The organism is Paenibacillus glucanolyticus NBRC 15330 (assembly GCF_004000885.1).
Taxonomy (GTDB): Bacteria; Bacillota; Bacilli; order Paenibacillales; family Paenibacillaceae; genus Paenibacillus_AQ; species Paenibacillus_AQ glucanolyticus.
This window is the reverse complement of the sequence record NZ_BIMC01000012.1, coordinates 146,778-164,587: the sequence shown is the minus strand read 5'-3', so window position 1 is coordinate 164,587 and position 17,810 is coordinate 146,778. Positions and strand designations below refer to the sequence as shown.

At 52.4% G+C, this 17,810-nt stretch carries 18 protein-coding genes and 1 riboswitch; of the genes, 14 read left to right on the top strand and 4 right to left on the bottom strand.

All coding sequences use genetic code 11. The features are described 5' to 3' along the window. Positions 1-38 precede the first annotated feature (38 nt). Positions 39-1,040 (bottom strand): lipoate--protein ligase, encoded by a 1,002-nt coding sequence (locus PGL02S_RS18030; RefSeq protein ID WP_036639785.1) that lies wholly within the window; start codon positions 1,038-1,040, stop codon positions 39-41. A 175-nt stretch (positions 1,041-1,215) separates the two neighbouring features. On the opposite strand from PGL02S_RS18030, the gene cobD reads away from it, so the two are divergent. The 11 genes from cobD to PGL02S_RS17975 all read left to right on the top strand — a co-directional run bounded on the left by cobD (position 1,216) and on the right by PGL02S_RS17975 (position 12,422). Continuing rightward, positions 1,216-2,331 (top strand): threonine-phosphate decarboxylase CobD, encoded by a 1,116-nt coding sequence (cobD, locus tag PGL02S_RS18025; protein ID WP_006212309.1) that lies wholly within the window; start codon positions 1,216-1,218, stop codon positions 2,329-2,331. Positions 2,332-2,398: 67 nt separating this feature from the next. After that, positions 2,399-3,154, top strand: a complete 756-nt coding sequence (locus tag PGL02S_RS18020; protein ID WP_036639783.1) for an adenosylcobinamide amidohydrolase — start codon at positions 2,399-2,401, stop codon at positions 3,152-3,154. Next, on the top strand, positions 3,151-4,128 hold the full coding sequence (gene cbiB / locus PGL02S_RS18015) for an adenosylcobinamide-phosphate synthase CbiB (protein ID WP_036639780.1): 978 nt from the start codon (positions 3,151-3,153) through the stop codon (positions 4,126-4,128). The genes PGL02S_RS18020 and cbiB overlap by 4 nt, the downstream gene beginning before the upstream one ends. Then, positions 4,119-4,853 (top strand): histidine phosphatase family protein, encoded by a 735-nt coding sequence (locus PGL02S_RS18010; protein ID WP_036639778.1) that lies wholly within the window; start codon positions 4,119-4,121, stop codon positions 4,851-4,853. The genes cbiB and PGL02S_RS18010 overlap by 10 nt, the downstream gene beginning before the upstream one ends. Positions 4,854-5,005: 152 nt before the next feature. Then, positions 5,006-5,210: riboswitch (cobalamin riboswitch) on the top strand. A 249-nt stretch (positions 5,211-5,459) separates the two neighbouring features. After that, positions 5,460-6,467, top strand: a complete 1,008-nt coding sequence (locus tag PGL02S_RS18005; protein WP_036639776.1) for an ABC transporter substrate-binding protein — start codon at positions 5,460-5,462, stop codon at positions 6,465-6,467. Next, complete coding sequence (locus PGL02S_RS18000) at positions 6,464-7,510, top strand: FecCD family ABC transporter permease (protein ID WP_036639774.1); 1,047 nt, start codon at positions 6,464-6,466, stop codon at positions 7,508-7,510. The genes PGL02S_RS18005 and PGL02S_RS18000 overlap by 4 nt, the downstream gene beginning before the upstream one ends. Further along, positions 7,507-8,292 carry an ABC transporter ATP-binding protein gene (locus PGL02S_RS17995; protein ID WP_036639771.1) on the top strand — a complete coding sequence of 262 codons (786 nt, stop codon included), beginning with the start codon at positions 7,507-7,509 and terminating at the stop codon, positions 8,290-8,292. Before PGL02S_RS18000 ends, PGL02S_RS17995 begins: the two co-directional genes overlap by 4 nt. A gap of 67 nt (positions 8,293-8,359) precedes the next feature. Then, positions 8,360-9,430 carry a nicotinate-nucleotide--dimethylbenzimidazole phosphoribosyltransferase gene (gene cobT, locus PGL02S_RS17990; protein ID WP_036639769.1) on the top strand — a complete coding sequence of 357 codons (1,071 nt, stop codon included), beginning with the start codon at positions 8,360-8,362 and terminating at the stop codon, positions 9,428-9,430. After that, a complete protein-coding gene (cobU, locus tag PGL02S_RS17985; RefSeq protein WP_036639766.1) occupies positions 9,427-10,005 on the top strand; it encodes a bifunctional adenosylcobinamide kinase/adenosylcobinamide-phosphate guanylyltransferase in 579 nt (192 codons plus the stop codon). The genes cobT and cobU overlap by 4 nt, the downstream gene beginning before the upstream one ends. Further along, positions 10,002-10,823, top strand: a complete 822-nt coding sequence (gene cobS, locus PGL02S_RS17980) for an adenosylcobinamide-GDP ribazoletransferase (protein ID WP_036639764.1) — start codon at positions 10,002-10,004, stop codon at positions 10,821-10,823. Before cobU ends, cobS begins: the two co-directional genes overlap by 4 nt. 204 nt (positions 10,824-11,027) lie before the next feature. Continuing rightward, positions 11,028-12,422, top strand: a complete 1,395-nt coding sequence (locus tag PGL02S_RS17975; RefSeq protein ID WP_006212297.1) for an L-cystine transporter — start codon at positions 11,028-11,030, stop codon at positions 12,420-12,422. 197 nt (positions 12,423-12,619) lie between these two features. Here PGL02S_RS17975 and PGL02S_RS17970 read toward each other — a convergent pair whose 3' ends face one another. Beyond that, positions 12,620-13,708 (bottom strand): M24 family metallopeptidase, encoded by a 1,089-nt coding sequence (locus PGL02S_RS17970; protein ID WP_036639762.1) that lies wholly within the window; start codon positions 13,706-13,708, stop codon positions 12,620-12,622. 232 nt (positions 13,709-13,940) lie between these two features. Here PGL02S_RS17970 and PGL02S_RS17965 point away from each other — a divergent pair, with 232 nt between their 5' ends. After that, a complete protein-coding gene (locus PGL02S_RS17965; protein ID WP_036639760.1) occupies positions 13,941-14,441 on the top strand; it encodes a GNAT family N-acetyltransferase in 501 nt (166 codons plus the stop codon). 174 nt (positions 14,442-14,615) lie between these two features. Here PGL02S_RS17965 and pdxR read toward each other — a convergent pair whose 3' ends face one another. After that, positions 14,616-16,073, bottom strand: coding sequence for a MocR-like pyridoxine biosynthesis transcription factor PdxR (pdxR, locus tag PGL02S_RS17960; RefSeq protein ID WP_051449189.1), 1,458 nt, complete (start codon positions 16,071-16,073; stop codon positions 14,616-14,618). 109 nt (positions 16,074-16,182) lie between these two features. Between pdxR and PGL02S_RS17955 the strand changes: the two genes are divergently transcribed. Both PGL02S_RS17955 and PGL02S_RS17950 read left to right on the top strand, forming a co-directional pair. After that, on the top strand, positions 16,183-16,758 hold the full coding sequence (locus tag PGL02S_RS17955) for a GNAT family N-acetyltransferase (RefSeq protein ID WP_036639757.1): 576 nt from the start codon (positions 16,183-16,185) through the stop codon (positions 16,756-16,758). 100 nt (positions 16,759-16,858) lie between these two features. After that, positions 16,859-17,347: a GNAT family N-acetyltransferase gene (locus tag PGL02S_RS17950; protein ID WP_051449188.1), complete on the top strand. Its 489-nt coding sequence runs from the start codon at positions 16,859-16,861 to the stop codon at positions 17,345-17,347. Between the two features lie 67 nt (positions 17,348-17,414). Here the strand turns inward: PGL02S_RS17950 and PGL02S_RS17945 are convergent, their stop codons facing one another. After that, positions 17,415-17,759, bottom strand: a complete 345-nt coding sequence (locus tag PGL02S_RS17945) for a hypothetical protein (RefSeq protein ID WP_036639754.1) — start codon at positions 17,757-17,759, stop codon at positions 17,415-17,417. Between the last annotated feature and the right edge of the window lie 51 nt (positions 17,760-17,810).

The following is a 17,810-nucleotide window of genomic DNA, read 5'->3' as shown; positions in this document are numbered from 1 at the left end:
TTTGGGCCGGAATCCAGTGACAGGATGCCTCAGACCTTCTATTCCTCAAGAAAGATGAGGCTGATCAGATCATCAAACTCCAGGTTGCCAAAATAGTGTTTGACGTTGATGTCTGACAGTGCGGTGCGAACGGCATGCTCTTCGTAACGTTTGCCGCGGAGCAGGTTTTCGATGTCAGCGACATCGCCTACACCGAAGAAGTCGCCGTAAATTTTAATCTCTCCAATATGTCCTTCACGGATATCCATGCGGATATCGATAATGCCCACTGGGAATTTCTTGGCATGCTTCACGTTGCTCTCAGGGGACAGTCCGTAGTTCCAATCCCAGTTCCGGTAACGCTCCTTCGAGATTTGGTTGATGATTTCCCAGTCCTTCTCCTGAAGCACATACTGCGGCACTTGGTCAGGCTCCATGCCAAAAATCGAGCGGAGCAGTTCAGCGCGGAACTGTTCAATGGTCATGTCGGTGCCGAGCAGCTCCTTGATGTTTGCAACGCGGCTGCGGACGGACTTGGTGCTCTTGGATTTGAATTTTTCCGGATTGGCATTCAGCGATGCCTGTACGTCATCCAGGTTCAGATCAAACATGAGTGTGCCGTGGCTGAACATGCGTCCCCGCGTCGAGAACTGGGCGTTCCCTGAAATTTTCTTCTCGCCGACCTGGAGGTCATTTCGGCCGCTGAGCTCAGCGGGCACGCCCATCTTTTGCAGGAAGTCGATGACCGGCTGGGTGAACTTCAGGAAGTTGTGGAAGGACTGCCCGTCATCCTTTGTAATAAAGCTGAAATTCAGGTTTCCGAGATCATGGTATACTGCGCCGCCGCCGGACAGCCGGCGTACAATCTGAATGTTGTTGTCACGAACGTATTCCTGGTTGATCTCTTCAATCGTATTCTGATGCTTTCCGATGATGATGGAAGGCTTATTAATATAAAAGAGAAGGTAGCTCTCGTCCATCGACAAGTGCTTCAAGACATATTCTTCAATCGCTAGGTTAATGGATGGATCATGGATCCCCTGATTATCGATAAATAGCATAGTATCCTCCGTCGTCACAATTCAAAATGTGGTGCCACAAAGACTATTGTAAACCAATTTTAAGGCAGAGACAAAGCATTCCATGTTGACGAGTCAAGGAATGTAGCGACATAATGGTGGCATTACATAACGGCAGGGCTTGCAAGCGCTGTGGAATGGAACTGGAGGAGCCCGTATGAGTGATAAAAGACAACCCTTGATCGAGGTATACGGACATGGCGGGGATGTGGAGACGGCTGCTTCGACGTTTGGACAGCCGATTTCGGCTTTTCTGGATTACAGCGCCAACATTAACCCGCTTGGACCGCCTCAAGGGGTCATAACAGCATTGCAAGAAGGACTGGGCGCAGTTATTCGTTACCCGGATCCCGGGCATCGCAGCTTCAAGGGAATGCTCGCTGAGGAATTGCGCACCGATGCCCAGCGAATTCTTGTCGGCAATGGGGCGGCAGAATGCATGGCATTGCTGCTGATGGGCCTTCAGCCGCGAACGGTTGGAGTGGTCGATCCCTGTTTTTCCGAATATCGGGAGCTGTCTGTCAAGTTCGGATCGGATATCCGATCCGTTTGCGGTCGCCCGGAACGGGACTGGCGTGCGGACAAGGCGGATATTGTGGCGTTGCTTGCCCGCACGGATTTAGTATTCTTGGGGCAGCCCAACAATCCGAACGGGGTTCAATACAGCCTCGAGGATATCCGCGATATGGCGTCTGCTGCAGAGCAAGAAGGGACTTGGCTGGTGCTGGATGAGGCCTTTATTGATTTCATTCCGCTGGAAGACAGGCAGACCTTGATGCCAGAGCTCCATCAATATCCTCGGACGGTAATCGTAAGATCGATGACCAAATTCTATGCGATTCCGGGTCTGCGGCTCGGGTATACTGCTGCGCATCCCGATGTCATACAGGCGATGGCTGGCAAGCAGGTCACATGGAGTGTCAATGGGCTGGCATTGCTTGCAGGAGAAGTGTGTTTAGGGAGCGGAAGGGATTATGAACAGAATACGCTGCAGCTGATTCACGAAGAGCGTGTCAAGCTGATGCAGGGACTGCAAGCGCTGGGGCTCGATGTTACGCCAGGGGAAGCCAATTTTCTGCTGATGGAGCTTCCGCAGCATATGGACGCAGAAAGTTTTCAACGGGAAATGGGCAGACGCGGCGTGCTTGTCCGCAGCTGCGCCATGTACCCGGGTCTGGGTGAGCGCCATATCCGGCTAGCCGTTAAAGATGCCCAGTCCAACGACAGGATGCTTGCCATGGCGGCGGAGGTTCTTTTGAAATCTTCTGGATGACGTGCCTTAGGGATTGTCAGAACGGCAGTTACATGGGCAGCGCACTTGGTGGGGAGTTAACAAGATCATGGAGCAGGGAGAGAGAAACGTGGCCGTACCTTTTCTAACAAGCAAGAGTCACCTTTACCGTTCGGAAGCGTGGCCGGGAACGACAGTGTTCCTGGAAGCGGAGCAGGATTACCCGCATATTCGGATATCGCTGCCGGATCAGGCCGTTTCCTTAAGTAGTGCCATATATGGCGGCGGATTTGGGCGTGTGGATCATCTGGTGAACCGCTATGTGAACAGGCATTACGATTGCAGTGATCCCGTAAACGATATGTTTAGCTTTATCGAGGAACACGGGTATCCGGCTGGCTCTACGGCGGGATTGATGACAGCGGTAAAACTGAAATATGCATCCATATGGGAAGAGCGTGGGGAACAAGCCTCCCTGCTATGCTGCGCCACCGCTGGTGTGGGCAATGCTGCGCGTGCAGGATCAAGCCGTACGACCTTTGCCGCTTATCAGCCGGGCACGATTAATATCATGCTGTTGATCGACGGGATGATGACGCCTGCTTGTATGGTGAATGCCGTCCTGACGGCAACGGAAGCAAAGGCCGCAGCACTTCATGATCTGGGCGTGAAGGATCATGAAACGGGAGCCATGGCGACCGGAACGACAACCGATGCCATCGTCTTGGGGGTTAGCGGAAATCCCGCTTACGGCGTGAATCATCATTATGCCGGAACTGCAACCGATATGGGCGGTATGATTGGCCAACTCGTTTACCGCAGTGTTACGGAGAGCATTGTCTCTGAGAGAGAGGACCGGATATGACAGCCATATGGGTCATCTGGGCAGCCGTGCTGCTGGACTTGCTGATCGGGGATCCGAGATGGCTGCCCCATCCTGTCATCGGCATGGGGAAGGTCATTCGCCGGGTGGAAGGATGGATACGCCATCGTGCGACTACGGCTCAAGGCCTGAAGCGTGCGGGCATTCTGCTGCCGGTGATTGTGGCCGGCGGCTCCTTTGTGCTGACATGGCTTCTGCTGCTGTTATGTGCGGCGATTCATCCTTGGCTTGCCTGGGGAGCGGAGATCGTGCTCATAGCCACTACGATTGCTGTAAAAGGGCTGCGTGATGCCGGACTGGAAGTATACAGCCATCTTTGTTCCGGGAATCTCGCCAAAGCGAGATACTCCCTTAGCATGGTGGTCGGCAGAGACACCGACCATCTGGATGAGCCGGAGGTTGTACGCGGAACGGTGGAGACGGTGGCGGAAAATATCGTGGATGCGGTGATCGCCCCGCTGTTGTTTGCCCTGATCGGCGGAGCGCCGCTTGCAATGGCCTACCGTGCGGTGAATACACTCGATTCCATGGTCGGTTATAAAAACGAGAAATACGAGTCCCTAGGCTGGGCTTCCGCCCGTTTGGACGATATCGCCAATTGGATACCAGCGCGCCTGACCGCAGGCCTGTTAACCGTGGTGGCTGCGATGTTCTCATTGCAGTGGAAGCAAGCGATTGCGATGGTCAAAAGAGATGCGCGGAAGCATCCAAGCCCGAACAGCGGCTTCCCGGAATCCGCGGTTGCCGGTGCCTTGGGCATTCGCCTGGGAGGTGAGAATTCCTATCAAGGCGTGATCTCGTTCCGGGCTTACATGGGCGATCCCGAACGTGCGCTTCATGCAGAGCATATTCGGGTGACAACCCGGCTTCTGCTGGGCGTATCCATTCTGTTCACGGTACTCGGCACAGCGGTGCTGGGGCTGATTACAGCAGCCGGAGGTGCGTTATGGCTGTAAGACTGAACCTGCATCTTGTTCGTCATGGCCGTACGCAGTGGAATGAGGAACGCCGTTACCTGGGTCACGAGGATCAGGGGGCTCTGATGGAAGGGCTGGAACAGCTGCTTCCGCTGCGGGAGGAGTTTCGCTCCAGGCATTTTGCCAAGGTCTATTGCAGTGATCTCCTTCGTTGTAGACAAACACTGAACTGCATCCTGTCGGATTTACATATGCCCGGCATTACAAATGAGGTCGAGCTTGGCAGCGTTATTCCCGGTGTCTGTTATGACAGGAAGCTGCGGGAGCTTGATTTTGGCGATTGGGAAGGAAAAACCTACGAGGATTTGAAGGAAAATGCGGCTTATCGGCGCTGGATCGACAACCCGGGAACGGTTACGCCGCCGAGCGGGGAGAGTTGGCCATCTTTTTGTTCCCGAATTGAGGTTTTTCTGGCCGAAATGTATCAGGATATGAAGGGGTTATTGTCGATGCAGGAAGGCCCGGCTATTCTCTTGGAGTCAGAGTCAGAGTCAGAATCAGCGGGCCACGATACCGAGACTCAGCCGGGGGTGCTCGATATGGACGTGCTTGTAGTCACCCACGGGGGCGTCATCCGGCAGATTGCAGCGGCAACCCTCCCGGATACAGAATTCTGGGCTACGTCGGTATCGCCGGGCGAGGTGCTCCAGCTGCAGTTGGCCTGGGACGGAGCACGCTGGCGAGGCGTACGGGTAAACGAATAAATGAAATCGTACGATTTTGGTGCGGAATGAACAATAACGGGAAAAACCAATATCGTTAAACCCTTGAAACGAGCGAAACTTCCAGTTGTAAGGCGATGGTTTATCGCCTATAATCTTGTGCAGAGAAACCATGCTTGGCCTATTATAAATAAATTCATATTGTTTGCGAGGGTCCCGGACAGAAGAGGTTATTCATGTCTTCTGCCGGGTTAATAGGGAAGCCGGTGCAAGTCCGGCACGGTCCCGCCACTGTGAAGCAGGGACTTCTCCACATGCCACTGAGCGTCAGCGCTTGGGAAGGCGGGGAAGTCGTTACAGCCTGTAAGTCAGGAGACCTGCCCTTAGCGAATGAATGACGGTCCTTCGAGGAGAGGATTACGTTTTGCAGTCCCGTGCGGACGGCAGTTTAAGGCGCTATCTGTGAACGGTTATCCAGGTGTCCTTATGTTAAAACGTAATCCCTGAGTCCTTATTTACGAGGAATCAGGGATTTTTGCTTCTTTGGAGTATGACGATTGACGTTTTTCTTCCTGCTCAGGGGATCGGTTGAAGGAATTTAGACGTACAGCGCCAGGTTCTCAATTATGTTTAGGGGGATTTGAAGAGATGAAAGCAATAAACAAAACATGGTCCGTACTTCTAGTAGCCATACTGATGGCTCTGGCCTTGATCGGCTGTGGCGGGGAAGAAGCGGCACCGAAAGAAACCACGCCGCAAGCTGCACAGGAGCAAGGGCAGACCAACGAAGCGCCAGCCGACTCCGGTGAGGAGCTTAAGACCACGTATCCATTAACGGTTAAGGATTCAACCGGGGTTGAAATGACGTTTGATAAAGCGCCGGCTAAGATTGCATCCTTGACTCCGTCCGAGACGGAAAAGCTGTTTGCTCTGGGTCTGGATGAGGAAATCGTAGGCGTATCGGATAATGACGATTATCCGGAAGCTGCGAAATCCAAGCCCAAATTGGGCGGATTCCAAGTGAATGAAGAGGCTATTATTGCAGCTGATGCCGATGTGGTGTTTGCCGCTTCGATGAATGCACAGAATGCCGAGAAACTGCGTGAGCTTGGCGTAACCCTGTTTGTCAATGATCCGAAAACCATCGATGCCGTGATGGAGAACATTGAGCTGATCGGACAAATTACGGATCGTCAAGCTGATGCCAAAGCGGTCGTAGATCAGATGAAGCAGGAACTGGCATCCGTTACGGAAGCTGTGAAATCCGTGAAGGATGAAGACAAGAAGAAGGTGTACGTCGAGTTCTCCCCGGGATGGACTGTAGGCAAAGGCGAATTTATGGATGAGATCATCACTGCAGCCGGCGGTGTTAATGCAGCTGGCGATACGGAAGGCTGGTTCGAAATCAGCGAAGAAAAGATTATCGCTGCGAACCCGGATGTCATTCTGTACACGGACGATGTGGTTGATGAAGCGACCAAAAAAACACTGGATCAACTCATTAAAGAGCGCGGAGGCTGGGATCAGATCGAAGCCATCAAGAACGATCAGGTCATTGCCGTAGATGCCAACCTGCTGAGCCGTCCGGGTCCCCGCGTTACGCAAGGACTGATTGAAGTGGCGAAGGCCGTTTACCCGGAACTGATGAATCCATGAGTAAAAAACTTGCAGGATTCGGTGCGGCCGGCGTTATCCTATTGCTGCTAACCTTGGTTGTCAGTCTCGGAATCGGATCCGTTCACCTACCTGTGAGAGAGATTGGGGCGATGCTGCTGCACCGGCTGCCGGGGATCGGCGATTCCATCCTCCCGAGCTGGGAAGCTTCATCCGAACAAATTCTGATGAAGGTGAGGTTACCGCGGATTTTGCTGGGGATGCTTGTTGGAGCTTCCCTGGCGGTAGCCGGGGCTGCCTTTCAGGGCGTATTGCGTAATCCGCTGGCGGATCCGTTCACGCTCGGTGTATCCTCGGGTGCTGCGCTTGGCGCAGCATCCCTGATTTTTTTCGGGATGGAATACTCCTTTGCTGGAGGTTACACCCTGCCGCTTGTAGCATTTCTGACCGGAGCAGGTACATTGTGGGTTGTGCTGCTGTTGGCAAGGGATCAAGGAAAGCTGCCGATTCACGGACTGATCCTGTCCGGGGTGGTCATGCAGTCGTTTCTGGGCGCTGTGGTTTCGTTTCTGACGGTGATGTCCAAAGATACGGTAAACCAAATCCTGTACTGGACGATGGGGAGCCTGAGCATGCGCGGATGGTCGTATACGGCCATCCTTTTCCCGTATTTTATCGTGGGATTCGCGTATTTATGGAGCCGGTCGCGAGCGCTTAATATTTTGTCGCTTGGGGAACGGCAGGCCGCTCATATGGGATTGAATGTGGATCGCCTGAAGACAAGCGTACTGATCGTAGCTACCCTCCTTGCCGCCGCTGCCGTATCGGTCTCCGGCGTCATTGGCTTCGTGGGGCTTGTGGTTCCGCATATGATACGCCTTATCACAGGCTCCGATTACCGTACCATTGTCCCTTTGTCGGCTCTGGGCGGTGCGATTTTTATGGTCTGGTGTGATACGGCTGCACGTTCCGTGCTGGCTCCAACGGAAATACCGCTCGGGGTGGTCACTGCATTCATAGGCGCTCCTTTCTTTGCGTACCTGCTGTACCGGAACAAAAAACGGCGTAGGGAGGGGTTAGCATGATTAGAGCCCAGGGTCTTGGCAAGGCATATGGCCAGGTGCCGATACTTGCAGGTGTAGATCTGCACATAACGGAAGGTGAATGGTGGGGAATCATCGGTCCGAATGGAAGCGGCAAATCCACCCTGATGCAGCTGTTATCCGGTGTGGAGAGTCCTACGGCAGGGAGCGTCTCGCTCCGGGGCAGGGAGCTTTCGAGTTATAACAGAAAAGCGCTGGCACGAATCGCAGCCGTCCTTCAGCAGGAAGGTCTCGATCCGACGGATTTTACCGTGCGGGAAGTGCTGGAAATGGGACGCTTCCCGTTTCTGAATTGGCTTGGTCGAGAGGATAAAGATGCGACCCCGCTCATTGATGCCATTATTCGGAAGCTGGATCTTGGCGGTTTCGAGGAACGTCGGCTTACCGAGTTAAGCGGGGGTCAGCGTCAACGAGTTGCCCTTGGTAAGGTGATGGTCCAGGAGCCGTCCTTGCTGATGCTGGACGAACCGACAACCTATCTGGATATTCGCTATCAGCTTCAATTCATGGATATGGTGGCAGAATGGCGGAACTCATCCGGCATTACGGTGATCAGCGTACTGCATGATCTGAACCTGGCGGCTCAATTTTGCGATAAGCTGCTGGTTCTGGATCAGGGAAAGGTCGCAGGGGTCGGGAAGCCGGAGGAAGTGCTGACAGCAGAATATATTCGCCAAATATTCAGGGTAGAGCCCTCCATTGTCACCCATCCCGAGAACGGAGCTCCACAGGTGCTGTTAACGGCGAACAGCACATGGTCCTGACAGCTCTTGCTCCGGCTTCTGCTGGCGATGTAAGATTTAGGAGCAAGAAAGAAGGAGGAAGTTTGAATTGAGTAAATCCTTGACGGATCATTTGAACGATATAACGGCTAACATCAAACCTCTGAATGCCGAAGTGCAGGCCGCGACCGCAGCCTATTTGGACACCTTGACGAAACCTCCGGGGAGCCTTGGCAAGCTCGAGTCGCTTGCAATTCAATTAGCCGGGATCACAGGCGACATCAAGCCGTCGTTTACAAAAAAATCTGTCGTTGTCATGGCCGGGGACCATGGAGTGTGTGAGGAAGGCATCAGCGCATTTCCGGCAGAGGTGACGCCTCAGATGGTTATGAACTTCCTGAATGGAGGCGCAGCTGTTAACGTGCTGGCGCGCCAGGCAGGGGCCGACGTTCATTGTGTTGACATCGGCGTCGGGACAGAGCTGAACCATGAGAAGCTCCTCTCCAGGAACATTGGCAGAGGAACCGCCAATATGGCTAAAGGACCGGCCATGACCAGAGAGGAAGCGCTGCAATCCATCATAACCGGAGCAGAGATAGCGGCAGAGCTGGCTTCCCAGGGGACGCAGATGTTCGTGACCGGTGAGATGGGCATTGGGAATACAACGCCAAGCGCCGCGATCTTCTCGGTTCTGTCAGGCAAACAACCCTCTGAGGTTGTGGGACGAGGAACTGGCGTAACCGATGAGCGGCTGATACATAAGATTAACGTCGTGGAGCAGGCTATACAAGTCAATCAACCGCATGCGCATGATCCTCTGGATGTGCTCTCCAAAGTCGGGGGTTATGAAATCGGCGGATTGACGGGGCTGATTCTCGGTGCAGCTGCACACGGATGCCCTGTTATCATCGACGGTTTTATTTCCAGTGCGGCGGCTTTGATTGCAAAATCGATTTGTCCGGAAGCCCTCGCTTATATGATTGCCTCTCATGCTTCGCATGAGCAGGCGCATGTTCTTCTGCTCGAAGAACTGGGACTCCACCCGATGCTGCAAATGGACATGCGTCTTGGAGAAGGAACCGGCGGCGTGCTGTGCCTGCATCTGGTGGAAGCGGCTTGCAGGATCATGCAGGAGATGGCGACGTTTGAAAGCGCCGGAATCAGCGGGGGATCGGTATGAGCCAACAAGGAAGCGTGCTGGTCACGGGAGGGGCAAGAAGCGGGAAGAGTTCATTCGCGGAGAAGCTGTGCATGAAGCGGGCTGAATCCGGAATGTATGTGGCGACTGCGCAGGCTTATGACGATGAGATGCAAGCACGCATCCGCATCCATCAAGACCGGCGGCATGATTCCGCTTATGGGTGGCAGACGGTGGAGGAGCCAATTGCCTTGCCAGAGCTGCTGGACACGCTTGGCGAAACGGTTTCAGATGCTCCGGCCGTAGTGGTGGACTGCCTTACGCTGTGGCTTACGAATGTACTGCTCCAGGCTGAGCCTGAAGGAACAGCCGTGATGGAAGAGCGTCTGGGCCTTTCGATCTGCAGGCTGGCAAGAGCGGTTCAGGTCTATCCGGGCCTGGTCATTTTGGTGACAAACGAAGTGGGGTCGGGCATTGTGCCCGAATATCCGCTGGGCAGGATATACCGCGACTGGGCCGGGATTATGAATCAGAGTCTGGCCCGGGTCTGTGACGAAGTATTTCTGGTGACCGCGGGAATTCCGGTGGAAATCAAGAGCAAGGAGTACCTCATATGAGCAAGATGATACAGGCGGCTGCGGCCGCTTTTCAATTTTTATCGAGGCTTCCGGTTCGGCGCGAGATTCCCTTTACGCCAGAGGTTCAGCAGCGGAGCGTTGTTTTTTATCCATGGGTAGGCGCTGTTATCGGTCTGATTGTGGTCGGTTTGGGAATCGGCTTGAGCTTTGTGCTGCCTTCATTTCCTGCTGCTGTCATCCTGCTGATCGTATGGGTAGCGCTGACGGGCGGGCTTCATCTGGACGGCTGGATGGATAGTGCGGACGCCCTGCTTAGTCATCGGTCACGCGAACGGATGCTGGAGATTATGAAGGACAGCCGCGTAGGTGCGATGGGGGTCATGGCGTGTATGCTGCTTCTCCTGCTGAAGGCTGCCTTGATTATGTCCGTATGGGATTTATCGGAGGGGGCCTGGAAGCAGGAAGCTTGGCTTCTGGTGCTTGCTCCGGTCTGGAGCCGATGGTTCATGGTTCATGCCATGTATCGCTGGCCGATGGCGCGGGGAAGTGAGGGGCTTGCGGCTTTGTTTCACGGACTGACCGCTGGAAGAAGAAGGATGGCGGGCTCCATGGCTGCGTTGTTAACAGTTGTCATCATAGGTCTCCAATGGGTCATGGCAGATACCGCTGATTATTGGCTGCTGGGCATCGGGGGACTCTTTTTCATACCGTTCATTTCATGGGCAATCGGAACGGTAACGGCGGAAAGGATGAGCCAAAGACTTGGCGGACTGACGGGAGATACTTACGGGGCGCTGAATGAACTGATCGAAGCGGTTGTGTTAATATTTGTGGTTCTGCTCTTGAAACTTACATGATAAGATAGAAGAGGCATAGCAGTGGTAATCCGATCAACATAATCAACATCAGGTGAAAAACAACGATTTCGATAGGAAATCTACGGGAATGGGTAATATTATGTTTAGAGTGGGCCGTGAGATGGAAATGAATACATACTAGCGCACTTATGACATGAGGATGATACAACATATCCTTATACAAGAATGGGAGGAATGATTAGGATGGAAACGCTTTGGGTTATCATCAATGTCCTTGTTCTGATTCTGCTGGTCGGCATTTTGTACTGGATGCAGAAAAAGCATTACTCGTTTACCAAACGAGTGTTTGCAGGACTTGGCTTGGGTGTGTTGTTCGGAGTGGCACTGCAGCTCATCTACACTTCGACTTCCGATGTGGTGGTGAAATCCACCGACTGGTTTAATCTGATTGGATACGGGTATGTTCGGCTGCTGCAAATGATGGTTATTCCGCTTATCATGGTATCGATCATATCGGCTATCATGAAGCTGAAGGGAGGCCGGAATGTTGGCAAAATGAGCGGCCTCATCATCACGGTGCTCCTGCTAACGACGGCGGTTGCTGCAGCAGTTGGAATTACAACCGCTCTGGCATTTGATTTGTCTGCCGTGAATATTCAAGGCGGTGCTGCCGAAGAGCAGCAAGGCGCACTTCTGCAAGAGCGGCTCGGAGATGTTGAGGGCCGGACTCTGCCCCAGCAGATCCTTGATTTCATTCCGAGCAATCCGTTTGCCGACATGACCGGAGCGCGAAGAACCTCGACGATTGCGGTCGTCATTTTCTCCGCATTCATCGGGATAGCGGTTCTCGGTTTGGACAGGAAAAACAAGGAGCAGGCGGAAACCTTCCGCAATATGATCTCGGCAGTCTATGGCGTCGTAATGCGTATCGTGACCCTTGTGCTTCGTCTGACGCCTTACGGGATTCTTGCATTGATGGCCAAAACGATTGCCACAACGGATCTGCAGGTCATCATGAATCTGATCGATTTCGTGCTGGCTTCTTATGTGGCATTGATTGTTATGTTCATTATCCATCTGGTGCTGCTTGCGATATTCGGGTTCAATCCGCTCAAATATGTGAAGAAGGTGTTCCCTACCCTGACCTTCGCCTTTACGTCACGCTCCAGCGCGGCCACCATCCCGCTGAACGTACAGACGCAGAACAAAAAGCTAGGTGTCTCCGAAGGCATTGCGAACCTGTCGGCATCGTTTGGTGCCACGATTGGGCAGAACGGCTGCGCAGGCATTTATCCTGCCATGCTGGCCGTTATGATCGCGCCGACAGCCGGTGTGGACCCAACCTCCTGGTCGTTTATCCTTACCTTGATCGTGGTTGTTATGATCAGTTCCTTCGGCGTGGCGGGTGTTGGAGGCGGAGCAACCTTCGCTTCACTCATCGTGCTGTCGACGATGAACCTCCCGGTAGCCCTGGCGGGTCTGTTAATATCCGTAGAGCCGCTCATTGATATGGGCCGTACAGCTCTGAATGTGAATGATTCCATGACAGCCGGCGTGATTACAGGGAAAGTCATGAATGAAGTGGATAAAGACGTGTTTAATGATGACAACATTGAACTGGACTTGGTTCAGGGATAAGCGAAATAAGCGAATTGAGTTCCTGCATGGAGGGCCATCTTGACGGCAGAGGTTGTGCCGGCAGGATGGCTTTTTCGCCTCGGGTGCGTACAAGGATAGCATGGATCAGAGACAGCAAATAGGCCGTTGTAAACAGAGAAAGCCCGAATACCGTTGCAATAACGGCATTCGGGCTTACTGCTGTGATGAAAACAACGTTAACCGATGATGGTCAGCTCTTTCGGGAAGGAGGTTAGCACTTCTACGCCATTCTCGGTTACGATGACATCATCCTCAATCCGTACGCCGCCTACTCCATGCAGGTAAACGCCAGGCTCGATTGTAAATACTGCACCGGGCCGCAAGAGTTCTTGGTTCATGCCGTGGATCGATGGATATTCGTGAACATCCATGCCAAGCCCGTGTCCTAAACGGTGTACAAAAGCATGGCCGTATCCTGCATCGTCAATCACCATACGAGCCGCCTGGTCAATCGAACCATAGGTTACGCCTGGCTTGACGGCTTTAATACCGGCCAGGTTCGCAGCGAGGACCGTCTCATAGACGTGTACGGCTTCAGGCTTCGGTTCGCCTACGGCAAAGGTACGGGTAATATCCGACGCATAACCTCCGGCATATACGCCCAGATCAAACATGAGCAGATCCCCGGCTTGAATACGGCGTGTTCCAGGGACCCCATGCGGTAGCGCTGTGTTGGGACCTGATAATACCATCGTGGCGAAGGAGGGGGCATCCGCGCCCAGCTTCTTCATCAAGTATTCCAGCTCTGCTACAAGCTCAATCTCGCTGATGCCGATTTTTACCTGGGCCAGTCCTTGAGTAAGAACCTCTTCAACCAGCCGGACTGCATGCTTGATGATCTTCACTTCATCTGCGGACTTCCGGATTCGCAGTTCCCGGAGAACAACACCGACATCATCGATGCGGTCAGCGTTCACATGCTGCTGGAGCTGCTCATAACGGGAGACGGTAAGCTGTTCCTTCTCCACGGCCCATGTCCCCGCTGCCCCATGAATTTGCCGTTTAAGCAAAAGATACGGGTTCTCGGTATCCTGATGAGTGACAATATTCTTAACCGTTGAAGCAGCCCCGGCCGCATCTGCATCCAGAGCCGGCACGATAAGCACCGGTTCATTCGCAGTGGAGAGGAGCAGGCCGAGAAAGCGTTCATGAGGATCGCTCGCAAAGCCGGTCAAATAATAGACATGCTTGGGGTCTGTCACCAGCACATGATCCCAGCCGTGTGTATTCATGGATTGCTGCAAACTTTGCAGTCGTTCGTTCATTTGCATTCATTCCTTTCTTATTCGAGAAACGGTCGTTATGCCTTTAATGTTAGGGTATCGTGTTCCATAGCGTAAGTAAAGTTTTCCTTGGGCCATACATTCGTGAATGATCTCCTCCTAAGAAAATAGAAGCGTTTTTCCGCTGCCTCTTGTACAATAGATCTCATATGGAGCAAGGCATCTTTCACTCATTATGAGACTTTATTACGCATCTATTCGGAGGTAGAACATGATGACGCATCAATACCGTATCGATTACGCCGTCAAAGAGGATTTGCCGGCCATTGTGGACATCTACAATTCAACGATTTCAGGCAGAAAAGTAACCGCCGACCTGGAGCCTGTTACGGTGGAGAGCCGTATTCGCTGGTTCGAAGAGCACAGCAGCGATTTTCGGCCGCTGTGGGTCATGCGGTCTGATGATGGAATGGTTGCATGGATGAGCTTTCAATCCTTTTACGGGCGACCAGCCTATAATGGAACTGCTGAGATCAGCATATATGTAAACGAGAAATATCGCGGTACCGGTGCCGGCAGTATACTGATTGAGAAGGCAATTGAGGAGAGTCCGCGCCTTAAGGTCAGCAATTTGGTAGGGTTTGTATTTGGTCATAACGAACCGAGTCTGAAGCTGCTGAAGAAGTATGGTTTTGACCAGTGGGGGCTGCTCCCCGGGGTTGCGGAGCTTGACGGGATCAAGCGGGATCTGGTCATCGTAGGCCGTTCTGTGTAACCACCGCCGCGAGAAGAATACAATATCTGTCTGGCGTTGCCGACGCATTGCATACCAAATGAACAGAAGGCTGTTCCCTGCTTCAATCTAAGGGGGCAGCCTTTTGTGGTGAAAATATGCAGCATACTTCATTCCGCAATCAGTATGGCCTGCTGCCGACGTCAAAATGCTTTCCTAGATACGCGGGTCACCCAGCCAGCAGTCAGCCAGCAGCTTAATGCCTGCTTCAATCTCATCTTCCCTCAGTCCACCGAAACCGAGAATGAACTCTCGATGCTCCGGTTCCTTGGGATGATCAGGGTTAGCCATTCGTGTATAGGAAGCGGAGTTTACGCGGATTCCCCGATCCTCGGCTATCGTCTGCAGCTCCTCCTCGGACAGGGGATGCCTCAGGCCGAGCATGAGGTGAAACCCGGAGCCGGTACCTGATATATGAGCGCGATCTCCAAAGTGATACCTAATGGCGTTGATCAGGCGATCATGCTTTCTGCGGAGTTTCATTCTCATTTTGCGCAGATGCCGTTCGACATGGCCTTCCCGCATAAAGCGCTCCAGTGTGATCTGATTCAGCTTAGAGGCCGTACAGTCCAGAAATAGTTGGAACTTTAATTGATGGTAATCCGGCAGCAGTGCGTTCGGCAAAATCATATATTGGATGCCTAGCGCGGGGGACAGCACCTGCGAGAACCCTCCCAGGTAGATGACGCGGCTGTCGGGCAGCAGCCCCTGAAGGCTCGGGATCGGTCTTCCCTCATATCTAAACTCACCATCAGAATCATCCTCGATAATGAAACCACCGGTCTCATCTGCCCATTGCAGCAGCGACAGCCTGCGGGAGATGGGCATGATGACCCCCGTCGGGAACTGGTGGGAGGGGGAGACGGATACGAAGGATGCTCTGCTGCTGTGCAGTTCCTGCTGATGGATCCCATCCTGAAGCACGGGGATGGGAATGACATCGTAGCCCTTCTGCCGGAAAACCTCCGGGTGCTGCGGGTAACAGGGGTCTTCTACCGCGATAGTCTGTCCGTAAGGAAGCAGCAATCGGCTGACCAGATCCAGAAGAGGGAACGGGTCCGAGCCGATAATCACCTGCTCAGGTGTACAGGATACCCCGCGAAAACTCCTGGCGTAGTTTGCAATCTGGTAACGGAGCCCTTCCTCGCCTTGAGGGTCACCGTAGAACAGCATGTCAGTGGTGGCATTTTCCTGCAAACAACGGTTATAGGTTTTTCTCCATTCCGTCAGCGGGAAATATTGATATTCATTCTTCGACATGTGGAAGTCGTATGGGAAGTAGCGGTGGCGCTTAAGCATCGGCCCTTTTGGTAAAGACGTTTGTATAGGAGGCGAAAAGGGAGGATCGGCTGCCATCTGAACATAGTATCCGCTGCGGGGTTTGCTGGCAATGAACCCTTCCGCCAGCAGCTGCTGATACGCCATTTCAATCGGCGTGGTGCTGACATTAAGCAGCTCCGCAAGCTTGCGCACGGAAGGAAGACGGGCTGAATGAGGCCACTGACCGCCTGAAATCTCCTGTTTGATATATTGATATAATCCCACATACAGAGGGATAGAGGAATCATCAAGCGCTGATGTAATCTCTGTTTGATTAAGGGGAACCTGTTTCATAGAATCTGTCCTTTATAATTATTGGAATCTGCATATATGGATATGGTCAATGTATTGATATAGTATAAGGGATTTCAAGTTCCAGAGGAAACAGGAGGTTACAACGGCAATGAGTTCAACCATATGGAATCCGAAACCGGTACGGTTTCTGGAAGGCGAGCGGATCTACTTGAGACCCGTCGGACAAGAAGACACAGAAGGATATTTCCAGATGCTGTTCAATCCGGAAATGCGGAGGCTGACGGGGACAAAACAGGCTTTTACGATGGAAGGCGTTCGTCGATATATTGAGGCTAAATCTGTTGGCGGCGATACCGTTCTGCTCCTGATTGCTTTATCGGATAACGATCAGGTCATTGGTGACGTAGCTCTGCAGGACATCGATCATATAAACCGGAATGCTAATATTCGCATTGCTATCGATTCCGCTGAGCATCTAGGTAAGGGATATGGACCGGAAGCGATCAGGCTTTTGTTGGAATATGCCTTTGGACTTCTTAATCTTCACCGGATCGAGCTGCAGGTGTTTGATTATAACGAACGGGCGATTAAGGCCTACGAGAAGGTAGGGTTTAAACGGGAAGGGGTCCAGCGTGATGCGCTGTACTACAATCACCGTTACCATGACTCCATTATGATGAGTATCCTGGAGGATGAATACAGGGCGTTATATCATCAAGCGTAATAGCGGATATCGGGATGGCTAAATAGGGTTATCCATGCAAACAATTCATTGAAATCTGCATTCTAAACACCTGCATGTCCCCAGTACACTAGAATTAACGATGGACAAAAAGGATGTGGGATGTTTGAAGGCGGAGATTTATGTATATCGAGCAGAATTGCAGGATCTGGGCAAGGCAGCCGGTTTATTCAATCAGTATCGGCAATTTTACAAGCGGGATGATGACTTGTCCGGGGCAGAGCAATATATCCGGGAGAGACTCACTCAAGGGGATTCAGTTATTTATTTAGCAGTCTCTAAGACGGCAGATACCCTGGTTCCGGCAGGTTATGTACAGCTATATCCATCCTTATCATCGCTCTCGATGTCCCGCATATGGATTCTGAATGATCTGTTTGTGGATTCGGATTACCGGGGGCATGGCATCGGCAGAAAATTGCTTGATCAAGCGAAAATGCATGCTGTTCAAACCGGTGCCAAGGGGCTGACTTTGTCCACGCAGCTGCATAACCTGAAAGCGCAGCGGTTGTATGAATCCGCGGGGTACGCGAGGGATGATGAGTTTGTGTATTATAACCTGAATGTATAATTATAGAGAGCGGTATCCTCATCTATAAAACAAAGACGATTCTTCCAGCTGAAGAATCGTCTTTGTTTTATAGATATATCGAGCGTATTTTTCGGAACACCTCAACCCGCGCAATTTTAAGCCTCCACATCTGATCCAGCAGCTCGCGCTGCATGTCTTCATCATCCGTTGCCTTCAGATCATTGTACAGGACAAGCATGCGGTCATTGATTTGATCCACGCATTGCCACAGCTCCTGCTCGGTGCACTCGTCCTTTTTCATGTGCGGTTTGGACTGCGGCTCCTGCATTTGCTGGAGCGTGGCCATAATATCTGCCTGCCACTTCGTATCTCCCAAGCGAATGGCCAGATTCAGAAGATCGAGATAATCATCAAGGGACAAAGATGCCGGTTCTTTATCGTGATTCTCCAAGTTGAAGGCCCCCTTAGCAAACTCTTTCTCAGTTTTATACCAAGTATTATA

Bases quoted from the DNA above. Each gene is read 5' to 3' on its own strand.
- PGL02S_RS18030 (WP_036639785.1), bottom strand. From the start codon at position 1,040: ATGCTATTTATCGATAATCAGGGGATCCATGATCCATCCATTAACCTA.
- cobD (WP_006212309.1), top strand. From the start codon at position 1,216: ATGAGTGATAAAAGACAACCCTTGATCGAGGTATACGGACATGGCGGG.
- PGL02S_RS18020 (WP_036639783.1), top strand. From the start codon at position 2,399: ATGGAGCAGGGAGAGAGAAACGTGGCCGTACCTTTTCTAACAAGCAAG.
- cbiB (WP_036639780.1), top strand. From the start codon at position 3,151: ATGACAGCCATATGGGTCATCTGGGCAGCCGTGCTGCTGGACTTGCTG.
- PGL02S_RS18010 (WP_036639778.1), top strand. From the start codon at position 4,119: ATGGCTGTAAGACTGAACCTGCATCTTGTTCGTCATGGCCGTACGCAG.
- PGL02S_RS18005 (WP_036639776.1), top strand. From the start codon at position 5,460: ATGAAAGCAATAAACAAAACATGGTCCGTACTTCTAGTAGCCATACTG.
- PGL02S_RS18000 (WP_036639774.1), top strand. From the start codon at position 6,464: ATGAGTAAAAAACTTGCAGGATTCGGTGCGGCCGGCGTTATCCTATTG.
- PGL02S_RS17995 (WP_036639771.1), top strand. From the start codon at position 7,507: ATGATTAGAGCCCAGGGTCTTGGCAAGGCATATGGCCAGGTGCCGATA.
- cobU (WP_036639766.1), top strand. From the start codon at position 9,427: ATGAGCCAACAAGGAAGCGTGCTGGTCACGGGAGGGGCAAGAAGCGGG.
- cobS (WP_036639764.1), top strand. From the start codon at position 10,002: ATGAGCAAGATGATACAGGCGGCTGCGGCCGCTTTTCAATTTTTATCG.
- PGL02S_RS17975 (WP_006212297.1), top strand. From the start codon at position 11,028: ATGGAAACGCTTTGGGTTATCATCAATGTCCTTGTTCTGATTCTGCTG.
- PGL02S_RS17970 (WP_036639762.1), bottom strand. From the start codon at position 13,708: ATGAACGAACGACTGCAAAGTTTGCAGCAATCCATGAATACACACGGC.
- PGL02S_RS17965 (WP_036639760.1), top strand. From the start codon at position 13,941: ATGACGCATCAATACCGTATCGATTACGCCGTCAAAGAGGATTTGCCG.
- pdxR (WP_051449189.1), bottom strand. From the start codon at position 16,073: ATGAAACAGGTTCCCCTTAATCAAACAGAGATTACATCAGCGCTTGAT.
- PGL02S_RS17955 (WP_036639757.1), top strand. From the start codon at position 16,183: ATGAGTTCAACCATATGGAATCCGAAACCGGTACGGTTTCTGGAAGGC.
- PGL02S_RS17950 (WP_051449188.1), top strand. From the start codon at position 16,859: ATGGACAAAAAGGATGTGGGATGTTTGAAGGCGGAGATTTATGTATAT.